17 protein-coding genes are annotated in these 20252 nt (G+C 53.6%); 7 read left to right on the plus strand and 10 right to left on the minus strand.

The genetic code is table 11. The annotated features are described in order from the left end of the window. The first annotated feature begins 60 nt into the window (after window positions 1–60). Complete coding sequence (bioD, locus tag FH603_RS02870) at window positions 61–702, plus strand: dethiobiotin synthase (RefSeq protein ID WP_186735896.1); 642 nt, start codon at window positions 61–63, stop codon at window positions 700–702. On the opposite strand, the gene FH603_RS02875 is transcribed toward bioD, so the two are convergent. The 4 genes from FH603_RS02875 to FH603_RS02890 all read right to left on the minus strand — a co-directional run bounded on the left by FH603_RS02875 (window position 677) and on the right by FH603_RS02890 (window position 5637). After that, a complete protein-coding gene (locus FH603_RS02875) occupies window positions 677–1501 on the minus strand; it encodes an aminotransferase class IV (RefSeq protein ID WP_186735898.1) in 825 nt (274 codons plus the stop codon). The genes bioD and FH603_RS02875 overlap by 26 nt on opposite strands. 45 nt (window positions 1502–1546) lie before the next feature. Then, window positions 1547–2092: a hypothetical protein gene (locus tag FH603_RS02880; protein ID WP_186735900.1), complete on the minus strand. Its 546-nt coding sequence runs from the start codon at window positions 2090–2092 to the stop codon at window positions 1547–1549. Window positions 2093–2150: 58 nt separating this feature from the next. After that, a complete protein-coding gene (locus FH603_RS02885; protein ID WP_186735902.1) occupies window positions 2151–4244 on the minus strand; it encodes a ComEA family DNA-binding protein in 2094 nt (697 codons plus the stop codon). A 136-nt stretch (window positions 4245–4380) separates the two neighbouring features. Then, window positions 4381–5637 (minus strand): hypothetical protein, encoded by a 1257-nt coding sequence (locus tag FH603_RS02890; RefSeq protein ID WP_186735904.1) that lies wholly within the window; start codon window positions 5635–5637, stop codon window positions 4381–4383. A gap of 213 nt (window positions 5638–5850) precedes the next feature. Here FH603_RS02890 and FH603_RS02895 point away from each other — a divergent pair, with 213 nt between their 5' ends. The 4 genes from FH603_RS02895 to FH603_RS02910 are packed head-to-tail and all read left to right on the plus strand — an operon-like array spanning window position 5851 to window position 10782. Then, complete coding sequence (locus FH603_RS02895) at window positions 5851–6483, plus strand: thymidine kinase (RefSeq protein ID WP_186735906.1); 633 nt, start codon at window positions 5851–5853, stop codon at window positions 6481–6483. 3 nt (window positions 6484–6486) lie between these two features. Beyond that, window positions 6487–8742 carry a type IX secretion system anionic LPS delivery protein PorZ gene (gene porZ / locus FH603_RS02900; protein ID WP_186735908.1) on the plus strand — a complete coding sequence of 752 codons (2256 nt, stop codon included), beginning with the start codon at window positions 6487–6489 and terminating at the stop codon, window positions 8740–8742. Window positions 8743–8801: 59 nt separating this feature from the next. After that, window positions 8802–9800 (plus strand): phosphotransferase, encoded by a 999-nt coding sequence (locus FH603_RS02905; protein WP_186735910.1) that lies wholly within the window; start codon window positions 8802–8804, stop codon window positions 9798–9800. Between the two features lie 34 nt (window positions 9801–9834). Further along, a complete protein-coding gene (locus FH603_RS02910; protein ID WP_186735912.1) occupies window positions 9835–10782 on the plus strand; it encodes a nucleoside hydrolase in 948 nt (315 codons plus the stop codon). A gap of 14 nt (window positions 10783–10796) precedes the next feature. On the opposite strand, the gene FH603_RS02915 is transcribed toward FH603_RS02910, so the two are convergent. Then, complete coding sequence (locus FH603_RS02915; protein ID WP_186735914.1) at window positions 10797–13235, minus strand: TonB-dependent receptor; 2439 nt, start codon at window positions 13233–13235, stop codon at window positions 10797–10799. Window positions 13236–13648: 413 nt separating this feature from the next. On the opposite strand from FH603_RS02915, the gene FH603_RS02920 reads away from it, so the two are divergent. Beyond that, window positions 13649–14629, plus strand: a complete 981-nt coding sequence (locus tag FH603_RS02920; protein ID WP_186735916.1) for a pyruvate dehydrogenase complex E1 component subunit beta — start codon at window positions 13649–13651, stop codon at window positions 14627–14629. 204 nt (window positions 14630–14833) lie between these two features. Continuing rightward, the gene (locus tag FH603_RS02925; protein WP_186735918.1) at window positions 14834–15193 is read left to right on the plus strand and encodes a hypothetical protein; all 360 of its coding nucleotides are present in this window, start codon (window positions 14834–14836) and stop codon (window positions 15191–15193) included. Window positions 15194–15207: 14 nt separating this feature from the next. Here the strand turns inward: FH603_RS02925 and FH603_RS02930 are convergent, their stop codons facing one another. The 5 genes from FH603_RS02930 to FH603_RS02950 form a co-directional block, all read right to left on the minus strand. Next, window positions 15208–15678: a DUF6691 family protein gene (locus tag FH603_RS02930; protein ID WP_186735920.1), complete on the minus strand. Its 471-nt coding sequence runs from the start codon at window positions 15676–15678 to the stop codon at window positions 15208–15210. Between the two features lie 13 nt (window positions 15679–15691). Then, window positions 15692–16267, minus strand: a complete 576-nt coding sequence (locus FH603_RS02935) for a YeeE/YedE family protein (RefSeq protein WP_186735922.1) — start codon at window positions 16265–16267, stop codon at window positions 15692–15694. Window positions 16268–16319: 52 nt separating this feature from the next. Beyond that, on the minus strand, window positions 16320–17720 hold the full coding sequence (locus FH603_RS02940) for an MBL fold metallo-hydrolase (protein ID WP_186735924.1): 1401 nt from the start codon (window positions 17718–17720) through the stop codon (window positions 16320–16322). 59 nt (window positions 17721–17779) lie between these two features. After that, the gene (locus FH603_RS02945; protein ID WP_186735926.1) at window positions 17780–18577 is read right to left on the minus strand and encodes a sulfite exporter TauE/SafE family protein; all 798 of its coding nucleotides are present in this window, start codon (window positions 18575–18577) and stop codon (window positions 17780–17782) included. A 160-nt stretch (window positions 18578–18737) separates the two neighbouring features. Beyond that, window positions 18738–20249 (minus strand): APC family permease, encoded by a 1512-nt coding sequence (locus tag FH603_RS02950; RefSeq protein WP_186735928.1) that lies wholly within the window; start codon window positions 20247–20249, stop codon window positions 18738–18740. Window positions 20250–20252: the final 3 nt, after the last annotated feature.

The following is a 20252-nucleotide window of genomic DNA, read 5'->3' on the forward strand; positions in this document are numbered from 1 at the left end:
TAGGTAAAACCGCGACCCGGCTTTTTGACCATTAACAGACTTACCCTAACACCCCCTCCAATGTCTATTCAACTTATCGTGGCTGGCATCGGCACCGAGATCGGAAAAACCGTTACGTCGGCGGTACTCGTCGAAGCCTTGCAAGCTGATTACTGGAAACCTATTCAATCTGGTGCGCTGGAAGACTCCGACACAGCGACGGTGCGCCGACTGGTCAGCAACGCGACCACGCGCTTCCATCCGGAAGCCTATCGCCTGACACAACCCTTATCACCCCATGCAGCCGCCGAACTCGACGGTATAGAGATTCACCTGGAGCACATCAACGTGCCCCAGACCAGTAATACGCTGATCATCGAACTGGCGGGGGGGTTACTGGTACCGCTCAACGACCGTGATCTGAGCATCGACTGGGTGACGCAGTCGGGTTTACCGGTTGTGCTGGTTTCCCGCAATTACCTGGGCAGCATCAACCACACCCTCCTGTCGGTGGAAGCCTGCCGCAGTCGACGTATCCCGTTGATGGGTCTTATCTTCAACGGCCCGACCGTTCCGGCGACGGAGCAGTTTATCCTGAACTACACCGGGTTACGCTGCCTTGGCCGGATCAGCCAGGAAACCGAGATTACAAGCGAGGTTGTACAATCATACGCCCGTCAGATTGATTCCGACTGGATTACCACGTTTCAATCACCTCATTGAACTGCGCCAGCAGGGATCTTGAAACAGGACCAACATGCCCGTCGCCAATGGTGAGTTCGCCAATTTGGGTGATAGGCAGTACTTTTTTGGTCGAGCTGGTCGTGAAGGCTTCGTCGGCGTCATACAGTTCGGAGAGTAGCACGGGGCGCTCCTCAACCTGAAAATCACGCTGGGCCAGCTGGATGACCGTCCGGCGGGTAATGCCGTGCAGGATATGCCGGTCGGGGGTAACGATCTGGTTGCCTTTCACCAGGAAGAAGTTGCTTCGGCTGAGTTCGCTGATCTCTCCCCCCTTCTGATACAGTAAATCCGATGCGCCGGCGGACCGAATCGCTTCGGCCATCAGAATAACCCGTTTGTAATCGGTACTTTTCACTTCAGCCATCTCCCGAACGTAATCATCGAGAATTACTTTAATCCCTTTTTCGTACTGAACCGCGGGAACGGGATGGATGGATTCGGCCAGGATAAGCAGGTTAGGCTGCTCAACGCTGATACTGTCGGCCGAGTAACCACCCGTCATCACAAATCGGAAGGCGGTATCGGTTGCGTCGCCCCGGTCCAGCAAATCCATCAGAATAGCGTACGTTCTGTCTTTACTGAGCGGCAGGGGCAGGTGCATCCGTGACGCCGAATTCTGAAACCGTTCCCAGTACCAGTCCCACTGGAACGGTCGTCCATTGTAGGTTAGAAAGTAATCGAACAGGCCATAGCCCCGAAGCAGGCCAAGATCAGTAATGCCGACAGCCAGTTGATCGACGGGGGCAATGGTGCTGTTAAAATAGCCATAATGAGCCATAGCGCTGTGGAGGGGGATAAATGCTGCCGTAAAGATAGTTTTTGCTTATAATCGAACGGCAATCGTTTCACTGGTAACAGCCGGGGTATCGGCCTGTTTTTTCAGAAACTCTTCACGCTTCTTCAAGTCAGCTTTCAACGCAGCAATCTCGTCGGTGATTCGGTTCCATTCGGCATCCTGCGTAAAATCATACGTGACACGCTTAGTGATCTGAACGCTGGCACTGGCATACTGAATCGTGTTCTGGCGTACCACTCCCTGCTGATCGGCATAGGCTTCATCGCCATCCAGGGGCGTAACGGCGGGCAGGTTAGCCATCGACTCCGTATCGGCAGGCACCTCCTGGCCGGGCAGTGGAGCGGGGCGTTGGTCTTCTTCACGCATGACCCGCGCCTGGTAGGTCGAGATCGTTTTAAGCTTGTTGATGATTGTCTTGATGTACAGTTCATACCGTTTCATCTCGACATACGTCTTGAGCAGGTCGTAATTACCGCCTTCGATGATCTGGCTGGCGTGGTTATTGGCCAGTTCGACGATGGCCGTTTTAGAGATCGTCCGGTCGAGGGTGCCAATTGGCTGGATAAGGCCCATGCGGTTGATAGATGTCGTGTGTTCCGTAAAGTTAATTATTTAAGAAGAACTGGCTGAGTCAAAAACGCCACCGTGCCTGCACCTTCACCTCTGACTTGTGGGGAGCATCGATCTGATCGAGGCCAGAACCCACGGTATCGACATTGGCATAATCGGTTCGGGCCCAACGCACCCATACGTCGAGGTGACGGTTCAGGCTGTACTGCCCCTGTAGGTAGTGCCGGACACCCCGACCGAAGTAAGCGGGGAACGAAAACGCATAGAGCACATCCCGCTCATACACGTACTGCCGACTGTCATAGTCGTCGGTACCGAACAGCGCCACACGGGCACTCAAACTGAATCGTCGCGCATCGATCGTTGCGTCCTGCACCACGGCGAATCCGCGCGAAGCAGGCTGACCTTCATAGGCGAAATCACTCCACTGCATCCTGGACCGCAGCGATAGCCACCGAACGGGTTTATAGTCGGCGTTGCAGGCTACCGTTCGGCGCGTGGTGCCAACAACGGTGGTGGTTTTGCTGGCCGAAGCCGGTAAATTCTTTTCTTTATGCTCTTCGTGGTAAACCGCGTACAAAGTCGTTTGCCGGGTAGGTGTGTAGCGAACCTGAAGCAGGTAGTCGAATCCGGCAGAGGGGGCATCGACTAAATATTTCCACCAGGGAAAACGGTATGTATCTATAAACCCGCCCAGCGTAATTTTTCGGTACAGCGTATACCGCAGTCCTATGTAGGCACCGGTTTCATTGCTGCTCCGGCTACCTTCGCTGAACCCATTGGCGTAGAAACTATGAAAATTCCGGTCGTAATGCCGCAGCACCACCGCTACGTCGACCAACCGGTTCAGACTCCCCAACGCCCCCGCGACCGCGCCTAAACCACCCGAACTGGTCTGGGAGCCCCCGCTCCGGGCCATCTCGCCGAAGAGATTCCAGTTTCGCCAAATGTAGCCGCCGTGCATTCCTATTACCAGATTACGGGTGCCGGTAAATTCATACTGGTTGTAGGGCAGATTTCGTTTGCGGTAATAGGCGTCGAATGTTGTCTGAAGGATTGTCAGGCCAAGTTGCCGCTGCTGCCGGGTATGATACAGCACATGGGCACCCAGGTTGGTTTCGCGCAAACTACCCTGATCGGCAATCTCCGCTGGCGTTCGGTGAAACCCCGACGTTTGCAGTGAAGTAGCCACAATACCCCCGGCGGCACTGTCGGCCAGGGTATTTGCGTCACGCCGGAGCCGCGATACCAGCCAGGTTATGTCGATATTCGGATGCGGGGCGTAGGTAGCCGTGGCACCCCGAAAGTAGCCATACTCCATCAGCGATGTATAGGGGCGAGCCCCCACTGTTGGCCGGCGAACAGCCTGAACAGTCTCCGCACTTTTACCCAGTACGAACCCCGCCGACAGGATCAGCCCCTGCCCAACCTGCATCTGGTAGTCGCCGAGCAGGATATTTCGCCATTTTTCCCGGTTTTGCACCTGCGCATGAAACGATACATAGTCGGCACCGTAACGTCGTTTTCCGGGTTGCCAGGCCAGTACCTCACCGGGGTCTTTCTGCAGCGTCAGCCCTATACTGAACGCACGCGGTCTACTATACCGATAGCGAGCGTACCACTGTCCAGGGTTGCCCGCGTAGCGCGTAGGCAGGTTACCTTTTTTGTCGGCAACAGCCGTAGAAAACCCTCTTTGCTCTTCCAGAATACGCTCATACCTGATGATCAGATAATTGTCGGTTGGGGTAGGCAGCGCGCCAAACAACCGCGCATCGCCCGAAACGGTTACGTACGGCTGCAACCGACGGATCGTGGCGGTGTCAAAATCGGGTATAGCCTGAAGTTCGTAGAAGGAAAGCAAGTCGCCGAAATCGGTACGGTAGGTAGCCAGACGATTCAGTTGCTGTTCTGTGAGCAGATACGTCGCCGACAGTTCATCGCGGGTAGCGCGGTTCAGGTCGAGCGGATTGGCGCGAAGCTGGGTGAGCGCATCGGCAATCGATTCATAATCGACACCCTCGGTTTGCACCGGAAACAAATCCTGAATGGACTGACTGATAGCATCGGCATTATGCCGCGAATCAGCCGGGTTCTGGGCGAAAGCGGGTAAGGCCGCCAGCCAGCCAGCTACCGCGAGCGTAGAAACGGTACGCACAGTTCTCTTCGATCAAGTTACGGAAATGCCGCCCACAAACCGGGGCATTTGTTCGGTCGAAAAGAAGAGTTTGTACGTGAGCAGGCTGACGCTACCGCCTACCGCCTTCAGTCTGGAAGGCGGTAGCGCCGATTAATTACACGAATCGTCGTTTCAGGATTTCTACCAGTTCACTCACTTCATCGCTGCTCATATCCCAGAGGTATTGTGAAGCGTAGCGGTAGGAAATCAGGTCAAGGGCCTGGCCATAGTTATCCAGGGTGTCAATTTCGGCAACGGCCTGGTTATAAGCACTTGAATTGCCGTTGAACAGCTGGTTGATAAACCGGAATTTCTGGTTCAGCGAGATACTCCGGCCAACACTTTCGATGGGTTTCCGCGAAAACGACTGGGCAACAGACACGGGCTCGGCAGAAGCAGATTCGCGCAATGTGTCGTTTAATGTTGGCACGTAGCCAGACTCGGACTCGGCGTTGGTCGTAACCGACGGCTGCGAAAGCGAGCCCGTCTGAAGCTGCGATGGCTGGGCAACGGGTGCCACGGGTTCCGGGCCTGATTCGTTACCTCTCAGGAACATAGGCCCGCCGGAACCAGATTCATCAGCCGTTATACCAGCCGGTACCGGGTCGAGTTGCGGAGGAGTGGCGGGCATTACGTCATTCGGCACAGCGTCGGCCGGGACTAAAGGGGCAGGTGGCGTAATCGGCTCCACGGCGGCATCGAAAAATGAGCGCGACGGTGAGTTTGGAATGACATCGGGTACGTGACTACGCAGCAACGCGGCCACATCCATTGGCAGTTTTTCGGATAGTTTAGCGACAAAATCATCATAATGCTCCAGTTCATGGGTCCGTTGCGTCAGCACTTCATCCAAATAACTAAGCGCCTGATTGACGTAAATAAACGGTTTACCACTCATCCGCTGGGCAATATGCAGGGGAATGAACTGGTTGATTTTGGTGTACCGTGACACTTGTTTCAGCACATCGGAGGTCAGCGTAAACTCGGGCTGGTCGCGCAGGATATCATCGAAGTAAGCACGGGGGTCAAATACCAGAATAATGGCCCGGCGGGTGGCTTCGGCCAGAAGCGGTTCGAGGTGTTCCCGCCGGACAGAGATGTGCTGCGAGACCACGTTCATGAAATTTTGGAGGGCTTCCTGTACCTCGGGATTCGTATAATCGAAATAAGCGCTACGAAACTTTTCGGCATCGGCCCGCCATTTATCCGATAAGCTACTAATGACGAACAGGTTAATCTGATTGATTGGTGTCAGCGTTAAAATCTGCTGACCGGTAATAGCAGAACGGTGCTGGTACACGTCGGCTGCGATCCGGCGGGCATATGACTTGCTGTATTCAGTAAGGGCGTTGGCGTTGAATTTGTTCGACATTAGGAAAAGCCTTTGTTTTGTAAAGATATACCTTTCGGCCACAAACCGGCCGGTATCCGCGAAGAAATCAAAGGCTGCGGTCTGCAGTCCATGATTCAGTCCCACTACCGATAAACCGTGTGGATAGATGTAACATTGTTCGCTCAGACTAATCATGATAGCGGCCTATTTGTTTGAGCTGTTTCTGCCTGCTGCTTTATCAACCGACATCCTATGTTTATTGAACCGACTCGACGACGTGAACCACCCCATCTCCGAACGGGCTGGATTGAAATTATTTGTGGATCGATGTTCTCCGGAAAAACCGAGGAGCTAATCCGCCGGCTGACCCGGGCCCGTATTGCCCGACTCAGCGTTCGTATTTTCAAACCAGCGCTGGACACCCGCTATCACGAAGAAAACATCGTATCGCACTCAGCGCTGACCATTCATTCCAAACCTGTACAGACGGCAGCCCAGATCCTTAATCTGGCAGACGGATGCGATGTGGTTGGTATCGATGAAGCCCAGTTCTTCGATCAGGAAATCGTTGAGGTCTGTAATACACTGGCCAATCAGGGGCAACGCGTTATCGTGGCGGGACTGGACATGGATTTTGCCGGTCAGCCATTTGGCTGTATGCCCCAGTTAATGGGTATTGCTGAGTTTATTACCAAGGTTCATGCCATTTGTGTCGTATGTGGTGATGTTGCCAGTTATTCATATCGACTGGTTCCCTCGCAGGAGCGCGTACTCCTGGGTGAAACAGACAGCTACGAAGCCCGTTGCCGGCGCTGCTTTCACCTCGGCGATGCGGCCAGCAGCAAGGAATGGGCCTATGAAGACGCGAAAAATGAGGATCACTGAGCAATGAACAAAACAAGTAACCGGAAACGCCGGATAGCATGGTTGCTGGTGCTGGTCACTTCGTTTATCATTCATCACGCGTCATTCTCCCAGATTGGCACCTGGGAGTCCCACCCCAGCTATCAATCTGGTAAATCAGTGGCACTTTTAGGTTACAAGATCTATGCCGCTACACAAAATGGCTTCTTCTGTTACGATAAAACAACCGGCGAGATCACAACCCTTGGTAAGCAGCAGGGGCTGAGCGACGTTGGTATCAGCCGTTTACTTTACCTGGCCGACCAGAATCGACTGCTTATTGCCTACCAGAACGGTAATCTTGATTTTGTGACGTTGTCCGCCACGGGCAATCTGGACGAAGTTAAAAATGTCAATACCCTTGTTGCTGCCCAGAACCAGTTCGGCCCCGCTACTATTCATCACCTTAACCGAATTGGCAATAACCTGTACATAAGTACAAGCCTGGGTATACTGGTGCTGGACATCAGCCGGGACGAGATCAGGGATACGTATTTCACGCAGCAGTCAGATGGATCGAGGTTACCGGTTTATATGACTGCCGCAGCCAATGACAGCCTCTATGCGCTGACCACTACCGGTAGCCTCTCGGCCAACACACGGGCGGTGAGAGCCATTCGCCTGTCGGCCACAGTGAACATTGCCGATCCTGCCAACTGGAAACCCATAGACGTTCCCAGCGTTCCGTTTTCGTCGCTGGTTTCGTACCAGACCCGCTTATATGGCTCCATACCCGGCATGGGTATTTACGTGCGGCAGCGTGGCACGTGGACGCTCAGCCAGCAACTGTTAAATCCCGTCATTCAGTTGTTTCCAGCGACGGACGGACTCATCGTTGCTACCGATCAGTCTATTACCGTTCCTGGTGCGGGGTCGTTTACCGGACCGCCACTGACCAACCCCCGCGACCTTGTACCCGACGGTAACCGGGTGTGGGTGGCCGACCAGCAAACCGGGTTGCTGGCAGGCGAAGCAGGTACGTTTCAGCGCATTGCCCCCGAAGGCCCGACGCAGGATCTGTTCAGCAGCCTGTATGCTTACCCGAACCGGCTTGTTGCTTTGCCCAACGCCCCGCAGGCTGCGACCCTGCCCGGCGCGAGTCAGATAGCCGCTGATCTTTTTGCGGTGTCAGACAGCCGCTGGCAACCAATTCAGGCTCCCGGCCTCGGTCGTGGCTTCAATGCTGCCGCTTACCTGGCAACCGACCAGCGGTTGTATCTGGGCAGCTACGGGGGAGGCTTATGGAACCAGGTCGACGGGCAGTCGCCCACCTCGGTAGCCTTGCCAACTACGGTTAGCCCCTTTATCACGAGTTTGACCACCGACAGGGACAGTAATCTGTGGATTACGACGAGTGGCCCCAACACGCGGCAAGCCTCGCTGCATGTCCGGCGGCCCGACGGCACATTTCAGTCGTTTACGACGCTGAACCAAGTTAATATCATACAGGCCGTGCCCGACGATAACGGCTTTTTGTGGCTTCGCCCAGCCGGGAGCGCCGGGCTGCTGGTGTTCGATCCGGCGACCAATCGCCTTGTTTCATTGACCACCCAGGCAGGGCGGGGTAATTTGTTGACCAACGCAGTCCGGACGCTGGTCAAAGACCGAAATGGAGCGATCTGGGTAGGTACCGACCTCGGTCCAACCGTGTTCGATAATCCCGCCGGGGCCTTCGATGGCAGTATTGATGCACAACCGCCCCTGCTCAACCGACGTCGGCTACTGGCCAATGAAGTCGTTACCAGTATAGCCGTAGATGGCGGCAATCGAAAGTGGATTGGTACGCAAACAGGCCTGTATCATGTATCCCCGGACGGGTCGCAGTTGCTCGATAGTTTCACGACCGATACCAGCCCATTACCAACCAATACCGTTCAGTCTCTAGCCATTGAACCCCTGAGCGGCCGCGTATTCATCCAGACCGGCCATGGGCTCCTGTCGTACCGGGGCCCGGCAACTGAGCCAGCGGCCCTGCTCAGTACGCTAACTATTTTCCCCAACCCGGTGCGCCCCGACTTCACCGGCACCGTAGGCATCAACGGCCTGACCGATAATGCAACCGTGAAATTGCTGGATGCAGGGGGGCAACTGGTCTACGAAACCCGGTCGCAGGGAGGTACCGCGACCTGGAATCTGCACGACTACCGAAACCGACCGGTACAAACGGGCGTATACCTGGTTGTCGTCGTCACCGCCGATGGTACAGAAGGACTGGCGGGGAAGCTGGCCGTCATACGCTGAAAACTGATTTACCTACGCGCGTTCCATCCAATTTTCGATACCTGAACCAGACCGATACCATGCATCTAGACGCCCAACAACCGCTCGTCCTCCAGGACTACCTTCACCGACGCGGCTGGCTCGACATCGAGGAAAATATCTCCCTGCTGGAGAAGCCCGGCGAAGGTAATATGAACTATACACTTCGGGTGGTTACCCCAAACCGGACGCTGATTGTGAAACAGTCGCGGCCTTATGTGGAAAAATACCCGACCATTGCCGCCCCCGCCGAGCGGGCCGTTATTGAAGGGCGATTTTACCAGAAAACGCAGGCCATCCCGATGCTGGCCGGACAGATGCCGCATTTGCTGGGTATCGATGAAGAAAATAACATGCTGATACTGGAAGACCTGGGCGAGTCCAGCGACTTCACCTTCCTGTATCAACCCTGCCGCCAGTTGAGCGAAGCCGATGCACGCGCCTTAACCGACTATCTCAGCGAGTTACACACCCACTTCTCGACCGAGAGGCCCGATCCGGCTTTTACAAACCGGGCCATGCGGGCGCTCAATTACGAACACATCATCAATTATCCGTTTCAGGAGGATAATGGCTTCGACCTGAACAGCATTCAACCGGGTTTACAGGAACTGGCACGGCCCTACAAACGCGATACTGACCTGAAGAAACGGGTGAAGGCGCTGGGAGATGTGTATGTGGGGAACACACCTACCGGCCAGCCCGGCACCTTACTTCACGGCGATTACTACCCCGGCAGCTGGCTACAAACAGCGGATGGCACAAAAATTATCGACCCTGAATTTTGTTTCTACGGCCCGGCCGAATTTGATCTGGGCGTTATGGTCGCTCACCTGATGATGGCCGAACAGCCACCAACGGTACTGCATACGGTGTTGACAACGTATCAGTCAGGTAGCGGTTTCGATGAGCAGCTACGGAAACAGTTTACGGGTATCGAAATCATGCGTCGGTTAATTGGACTGGCGCAGCTACCCCTGAGTTTATCGCTCGGGACAAAGCGCGACCTGCTCGACGAAGCGTATTCGCTGCTCTCCTAGCTCACTGGTCTTACCTCTTTTGTTTCTGTTGCTGATGATGTCGCCTACTATTGCCCAACACCCCATTAAACCCCGCCGGGTCTGGCTCGATACCGATATTATGATCGGGATGAAGGACGAGACGCCCCGCGAGGTAGACGATGCCATTGCGTTGATCATGGCGCTCGACCAGCCGGACAAGATCGAACTCGTTGGCATCAGCACCATTACCTACGCCAGCTATGCGTATGAGGTAACCCGGAAACTACTGACCTGGTATAACAAAACCGGGAAGGTAATTCCTGTCTATCGCGGCTCCGACACGGCGAACGACGCAGGTACCGAAAACGAGGCCACCCGTGCGCTGGCGAATGCCCTGCGCGCCGAAAAAATGCCGATTCTCGCCATTGGACCGGTCACTAACATCGCCACCGTCGTTAAAAATCACCCCGAACTGGTTTCGCAGATTGAAGAAGTCGTCGTCTGTGCCGGACGAACACCAGGGTTACCGTTCAAACCGGGCCTGGAAACGCTTTCGGTAGGTGACTATAATTTCGAGATGGACCCGGAATCATTCAGGATCCTCTTCGATGCGGGCCTTAACATAGTATTATCAGGTTATGAGTGCAGCATTTATACCTTTCTGGGCAAAACGGATGTTGATTTCCTGAACAACACGAACGAGTCCGACAAATGGCTGTATGACCAGCTTCGTCCCTGGCAGCAGTTCAACGAAAAGCTGTTCGGCGTCGATGGCTTCGTGCCGTGGGATACAACGCCCCTTGGGTACCTCACCCACCCGGACTATTTCAGGTACTACAACGACATCCCCGTCCGGATCAACGTTGGCCCAAACGACGCCGGACCAGGAAACAAACCCTACCTGGAAGTTTCCTACGATTATACAGACACCAACTGGCGGGCTACCTATGCCTACAAAACCCTGCCTGGTTTCGAAGAAATCGTGATCGATTCGATGAAACGGGCTTCGAAGTCGCAGTGATTGACCCTGATCGTTTACCGGCGGCTGTCGTCGTTCGTGATTTTCCGGCTCTGCTTACCTCCCGAGTTCATCTGCCCGAATTTATAGCTGAAGGTCAGCCGTGCTGACTGGTTCACAAACAGAGACGTTGACTGGGCCGTGAACGTTGGGGCGAACTGAGTGCCGGTTATCCGCACCGTACGGTTAAACGGGTTGTTCAGGTTGAGCGTCAGGCTGGCGTTCTTGTTCATAAATTCCTTCTTGGCCGAGATTCCGTAATAGTACCAGCCTGAGTTGCGGCTTTGGAGCGAAATCCAGCCTGACCCAACAAACCCGGTGGCCTGTAGAGTGAGGTCTTTGGGAAGTTTGTAGGACAGGTTGGGACTGAGATTCCAGACCCAGCCACTGGTTCGCTGATTGAGGGCTATACTCGTCAGGTCAACGTAGGTCAGTTCGGCACCGGTGCTGATCGTGAAATCCTTGTTCGGCTTGAGCGATATATTCAGGTTGGCGCCGTAGCTGGCATTCTGACCAATATTTTTCGGCGAGGTGAACGCCACCCCGTTGGCATCAACCGTTGAGAGCCATTCGATGGAGTTATTGGTTTGACGCCAGAACAGGGCGGCATTGAAGGACGCTCCTTCTTTCCCGAACGTACTGTACGACAGCTCCGTGGCGTGGGTTAGCTCAGGGTTGAGGTAAGGATTGCCGGTCTGGACATTTTTAGGATCGCTATAGTTCTGGAACGGATTCAGAAACCAGATCAGTGGTCGTGAAATCCGCTGGGTATAACTGGCCTTGACCGTATGTTTATCGCGAAATGTCTTGGACACCGTAGCACTTGGGATCAGGTTCTGGTACTGATTGCTGAACTGGCTTTGCGCCGTCATGAAATCACCCTGGATACGGGTATGCTCGAGCCGCGCACCCGCCGACAGATTCCATTTTCGTTTGGTATCCATCTTCAGCGAGGCATAGCCGGCCATTACCTGCTGGTTATAGGTGAACTCATTGGTGCGGGCGGGATCAATGGCATAATCGGCTTCGAGACCCGAAAGTGCCTGTTCAATTACAAACTCACTTCCAATATCACGCCGGATGACCTTAGCTCCCGTTTCCACCTTAAAGTTGAGCGTGTCGTGGGCCGTATGGGCCGTAAAGGGGTGCGTATAATCGGTCTGGAACGTATATTCGTTGTTTCGGCTGAGGTTCGTGCTGCGTTCGAGGTACGTTGGCGATTCCGACTGCATGGTCATCTGCCGAATGGTGTAGTAATAATTATCGGGCATCCGGGCATACTGGGTCAGCATTGAAAATTCCCGGCCCGGCTTTTTGAACGTTTTGGTCCAGCCGAGGTTGAACTCGGTGTTGCCGTAAGGATTCCGGTACTGAATATCCCGTCGGAAAGCCTGTAATACAGCCCCGGCCGGGTCGGTCAGGCGGCTGGTGATCTGGCTGTTCTGGGGGAAGTTACCACCCCATGCATTGGCCGAGAAATTGATGCGGTTGGTCGTATCCGGGTCATAATCGAGGCTCAACTCGCCGTAGCCACCCGTACCGGTATTGTCACGGCTGTTGGTCTGACGCAGAATGCTGGTCGGCTGACCATCGGCCAGGGCCGTCCGGACGTTCGTGTTTTCGCCAATGTTCCGGTACTGATAGCCGTTGAGCGAAAGCGCCAGACCAAGTTTTTTGCCTTTCACGTTGATATTTCCACCCAGCGACCGGTTCAGATTTCCTCCGGTGGCGTTGACGGTTCCATTGGTGCCCTTCAGTGCTTTCTTGGTGACGATATTAATAACACCGCCCGACCCTTCGGCATCGTATTTGGCACCGGGACTGGTGATGACCTCCACCGATTTGATAATGTTGGCGGGCATTTGTTTTAGGGCATCGGCCAGATTGCGGGCCATGATGCTCGATGGCTTCCCGTTAACCAGCACCTTGATGTTGCCGGTACCCCGCATCTTCAGGTTACCATCCAGATCGACCGTCAGCATAGGTACTTTGCGCAGCACATCAACGGCCGTTCCACCCGTGTTGGTCGCGTCCTGTTCAGCGTTGTACACCAGCCGGTCGCCCTTATCCTCAATGAGCGCTTTCTGACCGACGACGTTCACTTCTCCCAGCGTTTTACTATTGGCCGACAAAGTTACCGTCCCGACATCGACGGCTGGCTTTTCTGTTGTAATGACAACGCTACCAATGACTTTGGTCTGGTAGCCAACGAATGAAAAAGCAAGTTTGTAGGAACCAACGGGAATAGCAGCGAGTTGAAACCCGCCTTTATCATTGGTTACGGCACCGGTAATGAGCTTACCGTCGGTTGTCTGGAGGGCTACTGTTGCAAATGGAACGGGTTTATTTGTAGTGGAATCGGTAAGGATACCGGTAAGCGTTCCGGGTCCGGCAGGTTCCTGTGCATTAGCCGCAAAACAGCTGATGCACAACATAACGAAGAGTAAAAATTTCATACAAAGGGAATAGGTTGACGGTTGTGCGGATAAAAGTAGTGGTGGGCTATGTGCCCTGATACCCTGTTAAGATCATTTAACACTACCTACCCTGTTGGCTTACTACGAAAGCAAGCTTTTTCCCAATGATGCACTCTTTGTCATACAAGTTGCTTCGTTTCAATATTAAGTTTTGGGGGTTGGTCGCCGGCAGTCCACCACTTAAGTCGACCCCGCAGCCATCTGCTGCCGAAAGCGGGATTTTACCGGGCCATACTTGTCCAATAACTACAAGGATACCCGACGCTGTTATTTGATGAATCAGTCCATTTTACCTAATTTTGACAGCTTTTACGAGCCAACGACTTTAAGTCATGTATTCATTCGATAACCTAACGTCGTCGTCTGTGTACATCTAACCAAACGCATTCAGCATGAGAGAAATACAGTTCCGCGAAGCTCTGCGGGAGGCCATGAACGAAGAAATGCGCCGGGACCCGCTGGTCTATCTGATGGGCGAAGAGGTAGCCGAATACAACGGTGCTTACAAAGTCAGTCAGGGAATGTTAGATGAGTTCGGGCCGGAGCGCGTTATTGACACGCCCATTGCCGAACTCGGTTTTGCCGGTATCGGTGTTGGTTCGGCCATAAACGGGCTGCGACCAATCATCGAATTTATGACGTTCAACTTCTCGCTCGTCGCCATCGACCAGGTTATCAATTCGGCCGCTAAAGTGATGTCGATGTCGGGCGGTCAGTACTCCTGCCCTATCGTGTTCCGCGGGCCAACGGGTAATGCCGGGATGCTGTCGAGCCAGCACTCACAAAACTTTGAGAACTGGTTTGCCAACACGTCGGGGTTGAAAGTGGTAGTTCCATCGAATCCCTACGATGCCAAAGGTTTACTGAAATCCTGTATTCGAGATAATGACCCGGTCATTTTCATGGAGTCGGAGTTGATGTATGGCGACAAAGGCCAGGTTCCCGAAGAAGAATACCTGATTCCTATCGGCAAAGCCAATATCGTTCGCGAAGGCAATGACGTAACGATCGTTTCGTTCGGTAAGATCATGAAGGTTGCCATTGCCGCTGCCGAAGAATTAGCCAAAAATGGCATTTCGGCCGAGGTGATCGATCTACGCTCGGTTCGCCCGATCGATTATGCTACGGTGATCAACTCGGTGAAGAAAACGAACCGCTGTGTGGTTGTGGAAGAAGCCTGGCCGCTGGCCGCTATCTCGTCTGAGCTGACCTATAACATCCAGCGTCACGCCTTCGATTACCTGGATGCTCCGGTCGTGCGTGTCAACAGCATGGATCTGCCCCTGCCCTATGCCCCTACCCTCATCGAGGCTATCCTGCCAAACGTCAAACGGACGTTACAGGCAGTCGATGCGGTCATGTATAAGAAATAACAGATACGGGCTATGGCCTGTCTGCTGTAACAAGTTACCAAGCGTCAGTCCATCCAGACTGGCGCTTCTTTTTGAGGCACAAAAAAAGCCCGGTCAATGATGGCCGGGCTTTGTATCGATGCAAGTAATAGTAAAACCCCGGTCCTCGGCATTTAGTTTAGGCTTTGAAAAATAGTCGAATAATTTTTCGTATTATTACTATTTATGAATGAATTACCTGAAACGACCCTAAAAGCGCCTAAAATCAGGCTAACCGGGCGAATCATTTATGAAGTTACCGTCCAGCCGGTTGGATCGTTGAACGCCATCCGCCAACGGGAGTCAACCGTTATTTTTTTCTCGAACCTACGCAAGGCAGTCGACGCGATTACCGCCGAGCTGGCCTTGAACAACTGGCCCCAAAAAGTGAACTACACGGCGGTATATCGAGGGGTAAAACAACGCGGGTTTTACAGCTGTGATTTCGATGTGGCCGGCACGCGCGTATTCCGGATCAAAGTGGTACCACAGGTATTGAATCCCGCCCTTCCGCGACTCGGTATCGACGAAAATCCAACCAAGTGATGTAAGTTGTCCAGTTAATGAGGCAGTCGGTTTCGGATGGCTCCGTAAACCCATGTACCCGCTAGGGCGCTAAGCAGCGTAACCGTTACCACCGAATAGCCAGCACCGATCTGCGCGAATAGAGGCCCCGGACAAGCGCCCGTGATGGCCCAGCCAAAACCAAAAATAAGCCCGCCATAAATCTGACCTTTGCTATACTGCTTGGGAACAATAGTGATCGGATCGCCCTGCACGGTTTTGATATTCAGCCGTTTGATCAGTTGCAGCGAAATAAGGCCCACGACAACGGCCGTACCGATTACGCCATACATGTGGAACGAGTCGAAGCGGAACATCTCCTGTATCCGAAACCACGAAATGACCTCGGCTTTTACGAAGACAATCCCGAAGAATACACCCACCAGACCAAACTTCCAGTTACCCCGCCCCCGTCCCGAATCGGGCTTTGTGGCCGTGTTTTGCAAATCAATTTCCTGCGTTGTCATACCATAGGTGCCTTTAAAGTGTGATAAGCCGCATCAGGAACGGCAATCCAATATGCGTCATAGCAATGCCTCCGACCATAAAACAGATTGTAGCCACCAGGGAGGGCCACTGTAAATTCGACAGGCCCATAATCGCATGGCCCGATGTACAGCCACCGGCCCACCGCGTTCCGAAACCAACCAGAAACCCACCAATAACGAAAAACAACAAGCCCGTAGTGGTAACCAGATTACCCCAGTTGAAAATATCGGCAGGCATAAGCCCGGACGAAAAATCCCGTACACCCAGCTCCCGCAAGGCATGAACCGTGTTGGGCGCTATGACAAGCGGTTCCGGATTTTTCAGCAACGTACCGGCAATAAAGCCGCCCAGCGTAATACCGCCCACAAACCACAGATTCCAGGCTTCCTTGCGCCAGTCGTAGTTGAAGAAATCGATGTTACCGGGTAAACAGGCCGCGCATATGTGCCGCAGCGACGAGGATATACCAAAAGCTTTATTACCCAGAATGAGCAGTGTGGGCACTGTCAGGCCAATGAGCGCCCCGGCGACATACCAGGGCCAGGGTTGCGTTAAAACGTTGAGCATTCGTTAAGATCGACTCTTGAAAATAAGTTGAACAGTTCGATAAAAGGGTTCATCAATGCACATCAGTCGTCTGAACGACCGGCACACTGGTCTTTTTAATAGCGGCCATTCCCCCTTCGACATTCACGACATTCTGGAAACCGCGTGCTTTCAGGATTGAATTGGCAACCATCGACCGGTACCCCCCCGCACAATGCACGTAGATGGGTTCGTTGCGCTGAATCTCGTGCATGTGGTCGCTGATGGTATCCAACGGCATATTTTTGGCCCCCTCAACATGTTCGGGCTCATACTCGGCTGGCTTGCGAACGTCCACAACTGCCAGGGCCGGATTCGTTTCCCACCGATGGGCAAAGTCAGCAGCAGAAATTGTCTCGACGGTATCGACTTCTTTACCTGCCTGTTTCCAGGCGACAAAACCGCCTTCCAGAAAACCAATGCAGTGATCGTAACCAACGCGGGCCAGCCGCAGTACAGTCTCCGATTCCTGACCAGCGGGCGTAACGAGTGCAATTGGCTGCAACAGATCGGGAATGAGCGCCCCGACCCAGGGCGCAAACTGCCCGTTCAGGCCAATATTAATGGCGTTCGGAATAAATCCGTGGGCAAATTCGGCCGCATCCCGCACGTCGAGAACCAGCGCGCCGGTCTCGTTAACAGCGCCTTCAAAAGCTTCCGGTGCCAGCGCCTGGCTACCGCGCTTCATCACGGTATCGATGGGCTCATACCCCTCTTTATTGAGTCGGGCATTTTCAGCAAAATAAGCCGGAGCCGTACTCAATCCATCGAGCACCTTCTCAACAAAATCAGCCTTCGACGCAGCCCGAAGCGCATAATTGAAGCGTTTCTGGTTACCGAGGGAATCTGTCGTTTCCTTACTCATATTCTTTCCACAGGCCGACCCGGCACCGTGGGCCGGGTAAACGATTACCGCATCGGCCAGCGGCATGATCTTGGCTTGCAGGCTGTCGTAGAGCATTCCTGCCAGATCACGCTCATTGAGGTCTCCTTTGATCGCGAGATCAGGACGCCCCACATCACCGATAAACAATGTATCGCCTGTGAAGATGGCATGGTCACGGCCGCTTTCGTCGATAAGCAGGTAAGTCGTCGATTCGAGCGTATGGCCAGGCGTATGCAGCACTTTGATCGTTACATCACCCAGTTTAAACACATCACCATCTTTGGCATGAAGCGCTTCATAAGTCGTGTTGGCATTGGGTCCGTACACTATTGACGCGCCCGTTTTCTGAGCCAGATCCACATGGCCAGACACGAAATCGGCGTGAAAGTGCGTCTCAAACACATATTTGATGGTAGCTCCCGATTTCTCAGCCTTGCGGATGTAGGGCGATGTTTCGCGGAGGGGATCGATGATGGCCGCTTCGCCCGCGCTTTCTATGTAATAGGCCCCCTGCGCCAGGCAGCCGGTATACAGTTGTTCGATGATCATACGTAATGTGGACATCTCGTCCACTAGTTAGGCTATTGGGTACAGACAAGCGGTCTGCGTTACATTATTTCCCGAATAATCATGTAACTGGCCACGACCAGCACAAACCAGCCAAAACCCCGCTTGAGTTTATCCGGGGCCAGAAAACGCGCCAGATACATGCCGATGAAAATCCCGATAATGGATAAACCGGTGAAAGGCAACAGAAAATTCCAGTTCAGGCCCGTATGGTTGATATCGCCCAGGAAGCCCACAAACGAGTTGACGGCAATGATCAGTACAGACGTAGCAACGGCCCGTTGTATGGGAAGCCCGGCCAGCAGGACAAGCATAGGCACAATCAGAAACCCGCCCCCCGCTCCGATCGTGCCGGTTAGCAGGCCTACCGCCAATCCATCGAGCGCCAGAGAGCCATAGCGAGGTCGGCCATCGGCGGCTTCGCCCTGTGCGGGGTTATCACTCCGGATCATAGCCCGGGCAGCAATAATCATGACGACGGCAAAAAAGTACAGGATAGCATCGCTTTTGGGTAAAACAAATGCATTCAACCGAAACAGAGGATCGGGCAGGGCGGGCACCAGAAATCGCCGGCTCAGGTACACCGATATAAACGACGGCAGCGCAAACGCTACCGTTACCCGCAAATCGACACGCTTTTTTATGATGTGGTTGACTGAGCCCACCAGCGACGTTGACCCAACTACGAACAGGGAATAGGTAGTAGCCAGGACGGTAGGAATCCCGAACACATAAACGAAAATGGGTAGTGTCAGAATAGAGCCTCCGCCCCCGGCCAGACCAATAACCAGGCCGACGATAATAGCCGATGCATATCCAAATATTTCCTGTCCACTCATCAGGTAACAAAACTACAAGGCTGTATGAATAACTTTTGTGACAGATATCACACAGCCCTTTATTAAATCATTATCGCTCCCTCTCACCCGTTGGGTATATAAACGGAACGGCCCCCGACAAGTTGCCAGGGGCCGTTCCGTTAAAGCATAAGCACATGGCTTAGTCTTCTGTATTCTTGTTGTTCAGATGGCTGTGCCGACGGCTGTACAGGAAGTAGACGATAACGCCCAGGGTACACCAGATGACGAAGGAAATTTTCGTATCGGTACGCAGGTTGTACATCAGGTACAGGTTGGCCAGAATACCCAGCGTGGCCACTACAGGCAGCGCCGGTGTCCGGTAAGGACGCTCCAGGTTAGGCTCCCGAACGCGCAGCAGCCAGACGGCTCCGCAAATCATGGCGAAAGCCAGCAGCGTTCCCGACGAGCACAGCTCCGACACTTTGTCGATGGGCGTCAGGGCGGCAACGGTCGAGACGATGGCACCCACCAGAATCGTGCTTTTCCAGGGTGTTTTGAACGTTGGGTGAATGGACGCAAACAGGTTTTTCGGTAGTAAACCATCTTTCGCCATACCCAGAAAGATCCGGGTTTGGCCGAGCATCATCACCAGCATAACCGAGGTCAGACCTGCAATAGCCGCAATCGTAATCAGATACACCGCCCAGGTCAGCCCCTGATCGGCAAACGCCTGTGCTACCGGTGCTTTCAGGTCCAGCGCGTCGTATTTCACCATACCTGTCAGTACCAGCGAAACCAGGATATACAGGACTGTACAGATAATGAGCGATGCGATAATGGCGAAAGGAACGTCTTTCTTGGGGTTGATGGCCTCGCCCGCCTGGGTCGACACGGCATCGAAACCGATATAGGCGAAGAACACGATACCGGCAGCGGTTACAATCCCGTTAAACCCGTAGTGCTGCTGACCACCCTTGTCCAAAACGGGCTCCGGAATGAACGGGGTCCAGTTGGCGACATCGACGTAAAACGAACCGGCAATAATCACAAAAATAACCGTGGCTACCTTCAGGACAACGATGGCGTTGTTGGTGCTGGCGGCTTCCTTGATGCCTTTTACCAATACGTACGTTACGCACCACACGATCAGGAAGGCAGGCAGGTTAACGGCAAACGCGAAATCAGGAATATTTTCCCCGGCTGCCCGTAGCTTTTCAGCCTTTTCCTGAGCGGTAACCGGGTCGTTCATCAACCAGATAGGCAGATGGATATTCAGCAGATGAAGCAGTTTTTCGAAATACCCCGACCAGCTCACCGCCACGGTTGTGGCACCCATCATATATTCGAGAATTAGATTCCAGCCGATAAGCCAGGCAAAAATTTCGCCAACTGTACCGTAGGAGTAGGCATACGCCGATCCTTCCACAGGCAGGATGGAGGCAAACTCAGCATAACATAAGGCGGCAAAAGCACAGGCAACACCAGCCATGACAAATGCCAGAGCCAGGGCAGGACCGGCCCATTCGTTTGCCGCGATACCGGTGAGTACAAACACCCCGCCACCAATAACGGCTCCGATACCGAGCGATGTCAGTGACCAGCGCGTTAGCACTCGTTTCAACTCGCTCTTTTTCATGTCGGCTTCATAAGCCGCCAAAGGCTTTTTCCGCCATATGCTGGTTGTATCAACTGGTCTTAGTTTCGTTTCCATTCA

The organism is Spirosoma utsteinense, assembly GCF_014282275.1.
GTDB lineage: Bacteria > Bacteroidota > Bacteroidia > Cytophagales > Spirosomataceae > Spirosoma > Spirosoma utsteinense.

What these genes read in the sequence shown, in the direction of transcription:
- bioD (WP_186735896.1), top strand. Translation starts at nt 61, where the DNA reads ATGTCTATTCAACTTATCGTGGCTGGCATCGGCACCGAGATCGGAAAA.
- FH603_RS02875 (WP_186735898.1), bottom strand. Translation starts at nt 1,501, where the DNA reads ATGGCTCATTATGGCTATTTTAACAGCACCATTGCCCCCGTCGATCAA.
- FH603_RS02880 (WP_186735900.1), bottom strand. Translation starts at nt 2,092, where the DNA reads ATGGGCCTTATCCAGCCAATTGGCACCCTCGACCGGACGATCTCTAAA.
- FH603_RS02890 (WP_186735904.1), bottom strand. Translation starts at nt 5,637, where the DNA reads ATGTCGAACAAATTCAACGCCAACGCCCTTACTGAATACAGCAAGTCA.
- FH603_RS02895 (WP_186735906.1), top strand. Translation starts at nt 5,851, where the DNA reads ATGTTTATTGAACCGACTCGACGACGTGAACCACCCCATCTCCGAACG.
- porZ (WP_186735908.1), top strand. Translation starts at nt 6,487, where the DNA reads ATGAACAAAACAAGTAACCGGAAACGCCGGATAGCATGGTTGCTGGTG.
- FH603_RS02905 (WP_186735910.1), top strand. Translation starts at nt 8,802, where the DNA reads ATGCATCTAGACGCCCAACAACCGCTCGTCCTCCAGGACTACCTTCAC.
- FH603_RS02910 (WP_186735912.1), top strand. Translation starts at nt 9,835, where the DNA reads ATGATGTCGCCTACTATTGCCCAACACCCCATTAAACCCCGCCGGGTC.
- FH603_RS02915 (WP_186735914.1), bottom strand. Translation starts at nt 13,235, where the DNA reads ATGAAATTTTTACTCTTCGTTATGTTGTGCATCAGCTGTTTTGCGGCT.
- FH603_RS02920 (WP_186735916.1), top strand. Translation starts at nt 13,649, where the DNA reads ATGAGAGAAATACAGTTCCGCGAAGCTCTGCGGGAGGCCATGAACGAA.
- FH603_RS02925 (WP_186735918.1), top strand. Translation starts at nt 14,834, where the DNA reads ATGAATGAATTACCTGAAACGACCCTAAAAGCGCCTAAAATCAGGCTA.
- FH603_RS02930 (WP_186735920.1), bottom strand. Translation starts at nt 15,678, where the DNA reads ATGACAACGCAGGAAATTGATTTGCAAAACACGGCCACAAAGCCCGAT.
- FH603_RS02935 (WP_186735922.1), bottom strand. Translation starts at nt 16,267, where the DNA reads ATGCTCAACGTTTTAACGCAACCCTGGCCCTGGTATGTCGCCGGGGCG.
- FH603_RS02940 (WP_186735924.1), bottom strand. Translation starts at nt 17,720, where the DNA reads ATGATCATCGAACAACTGTATACCGGCTGCCTGGCGCAGGGGGCCTAT.
- FH603_RS02945 (WP_186735926.1), bottom strand. Translation starts at nt 18,577, where the DNA reads ATGAGTGGACAGGAAATATTTGGATATGCATCGGCTATTATCGTCGGC.
- FH603_RS02950 (WP_186735928.1), bottom strand. Translation starts at nt 20,249, where the DNA reads ATGGAAACGAAACTAAGACCAGTTGATACAACCAGCATATGGCGGAAA.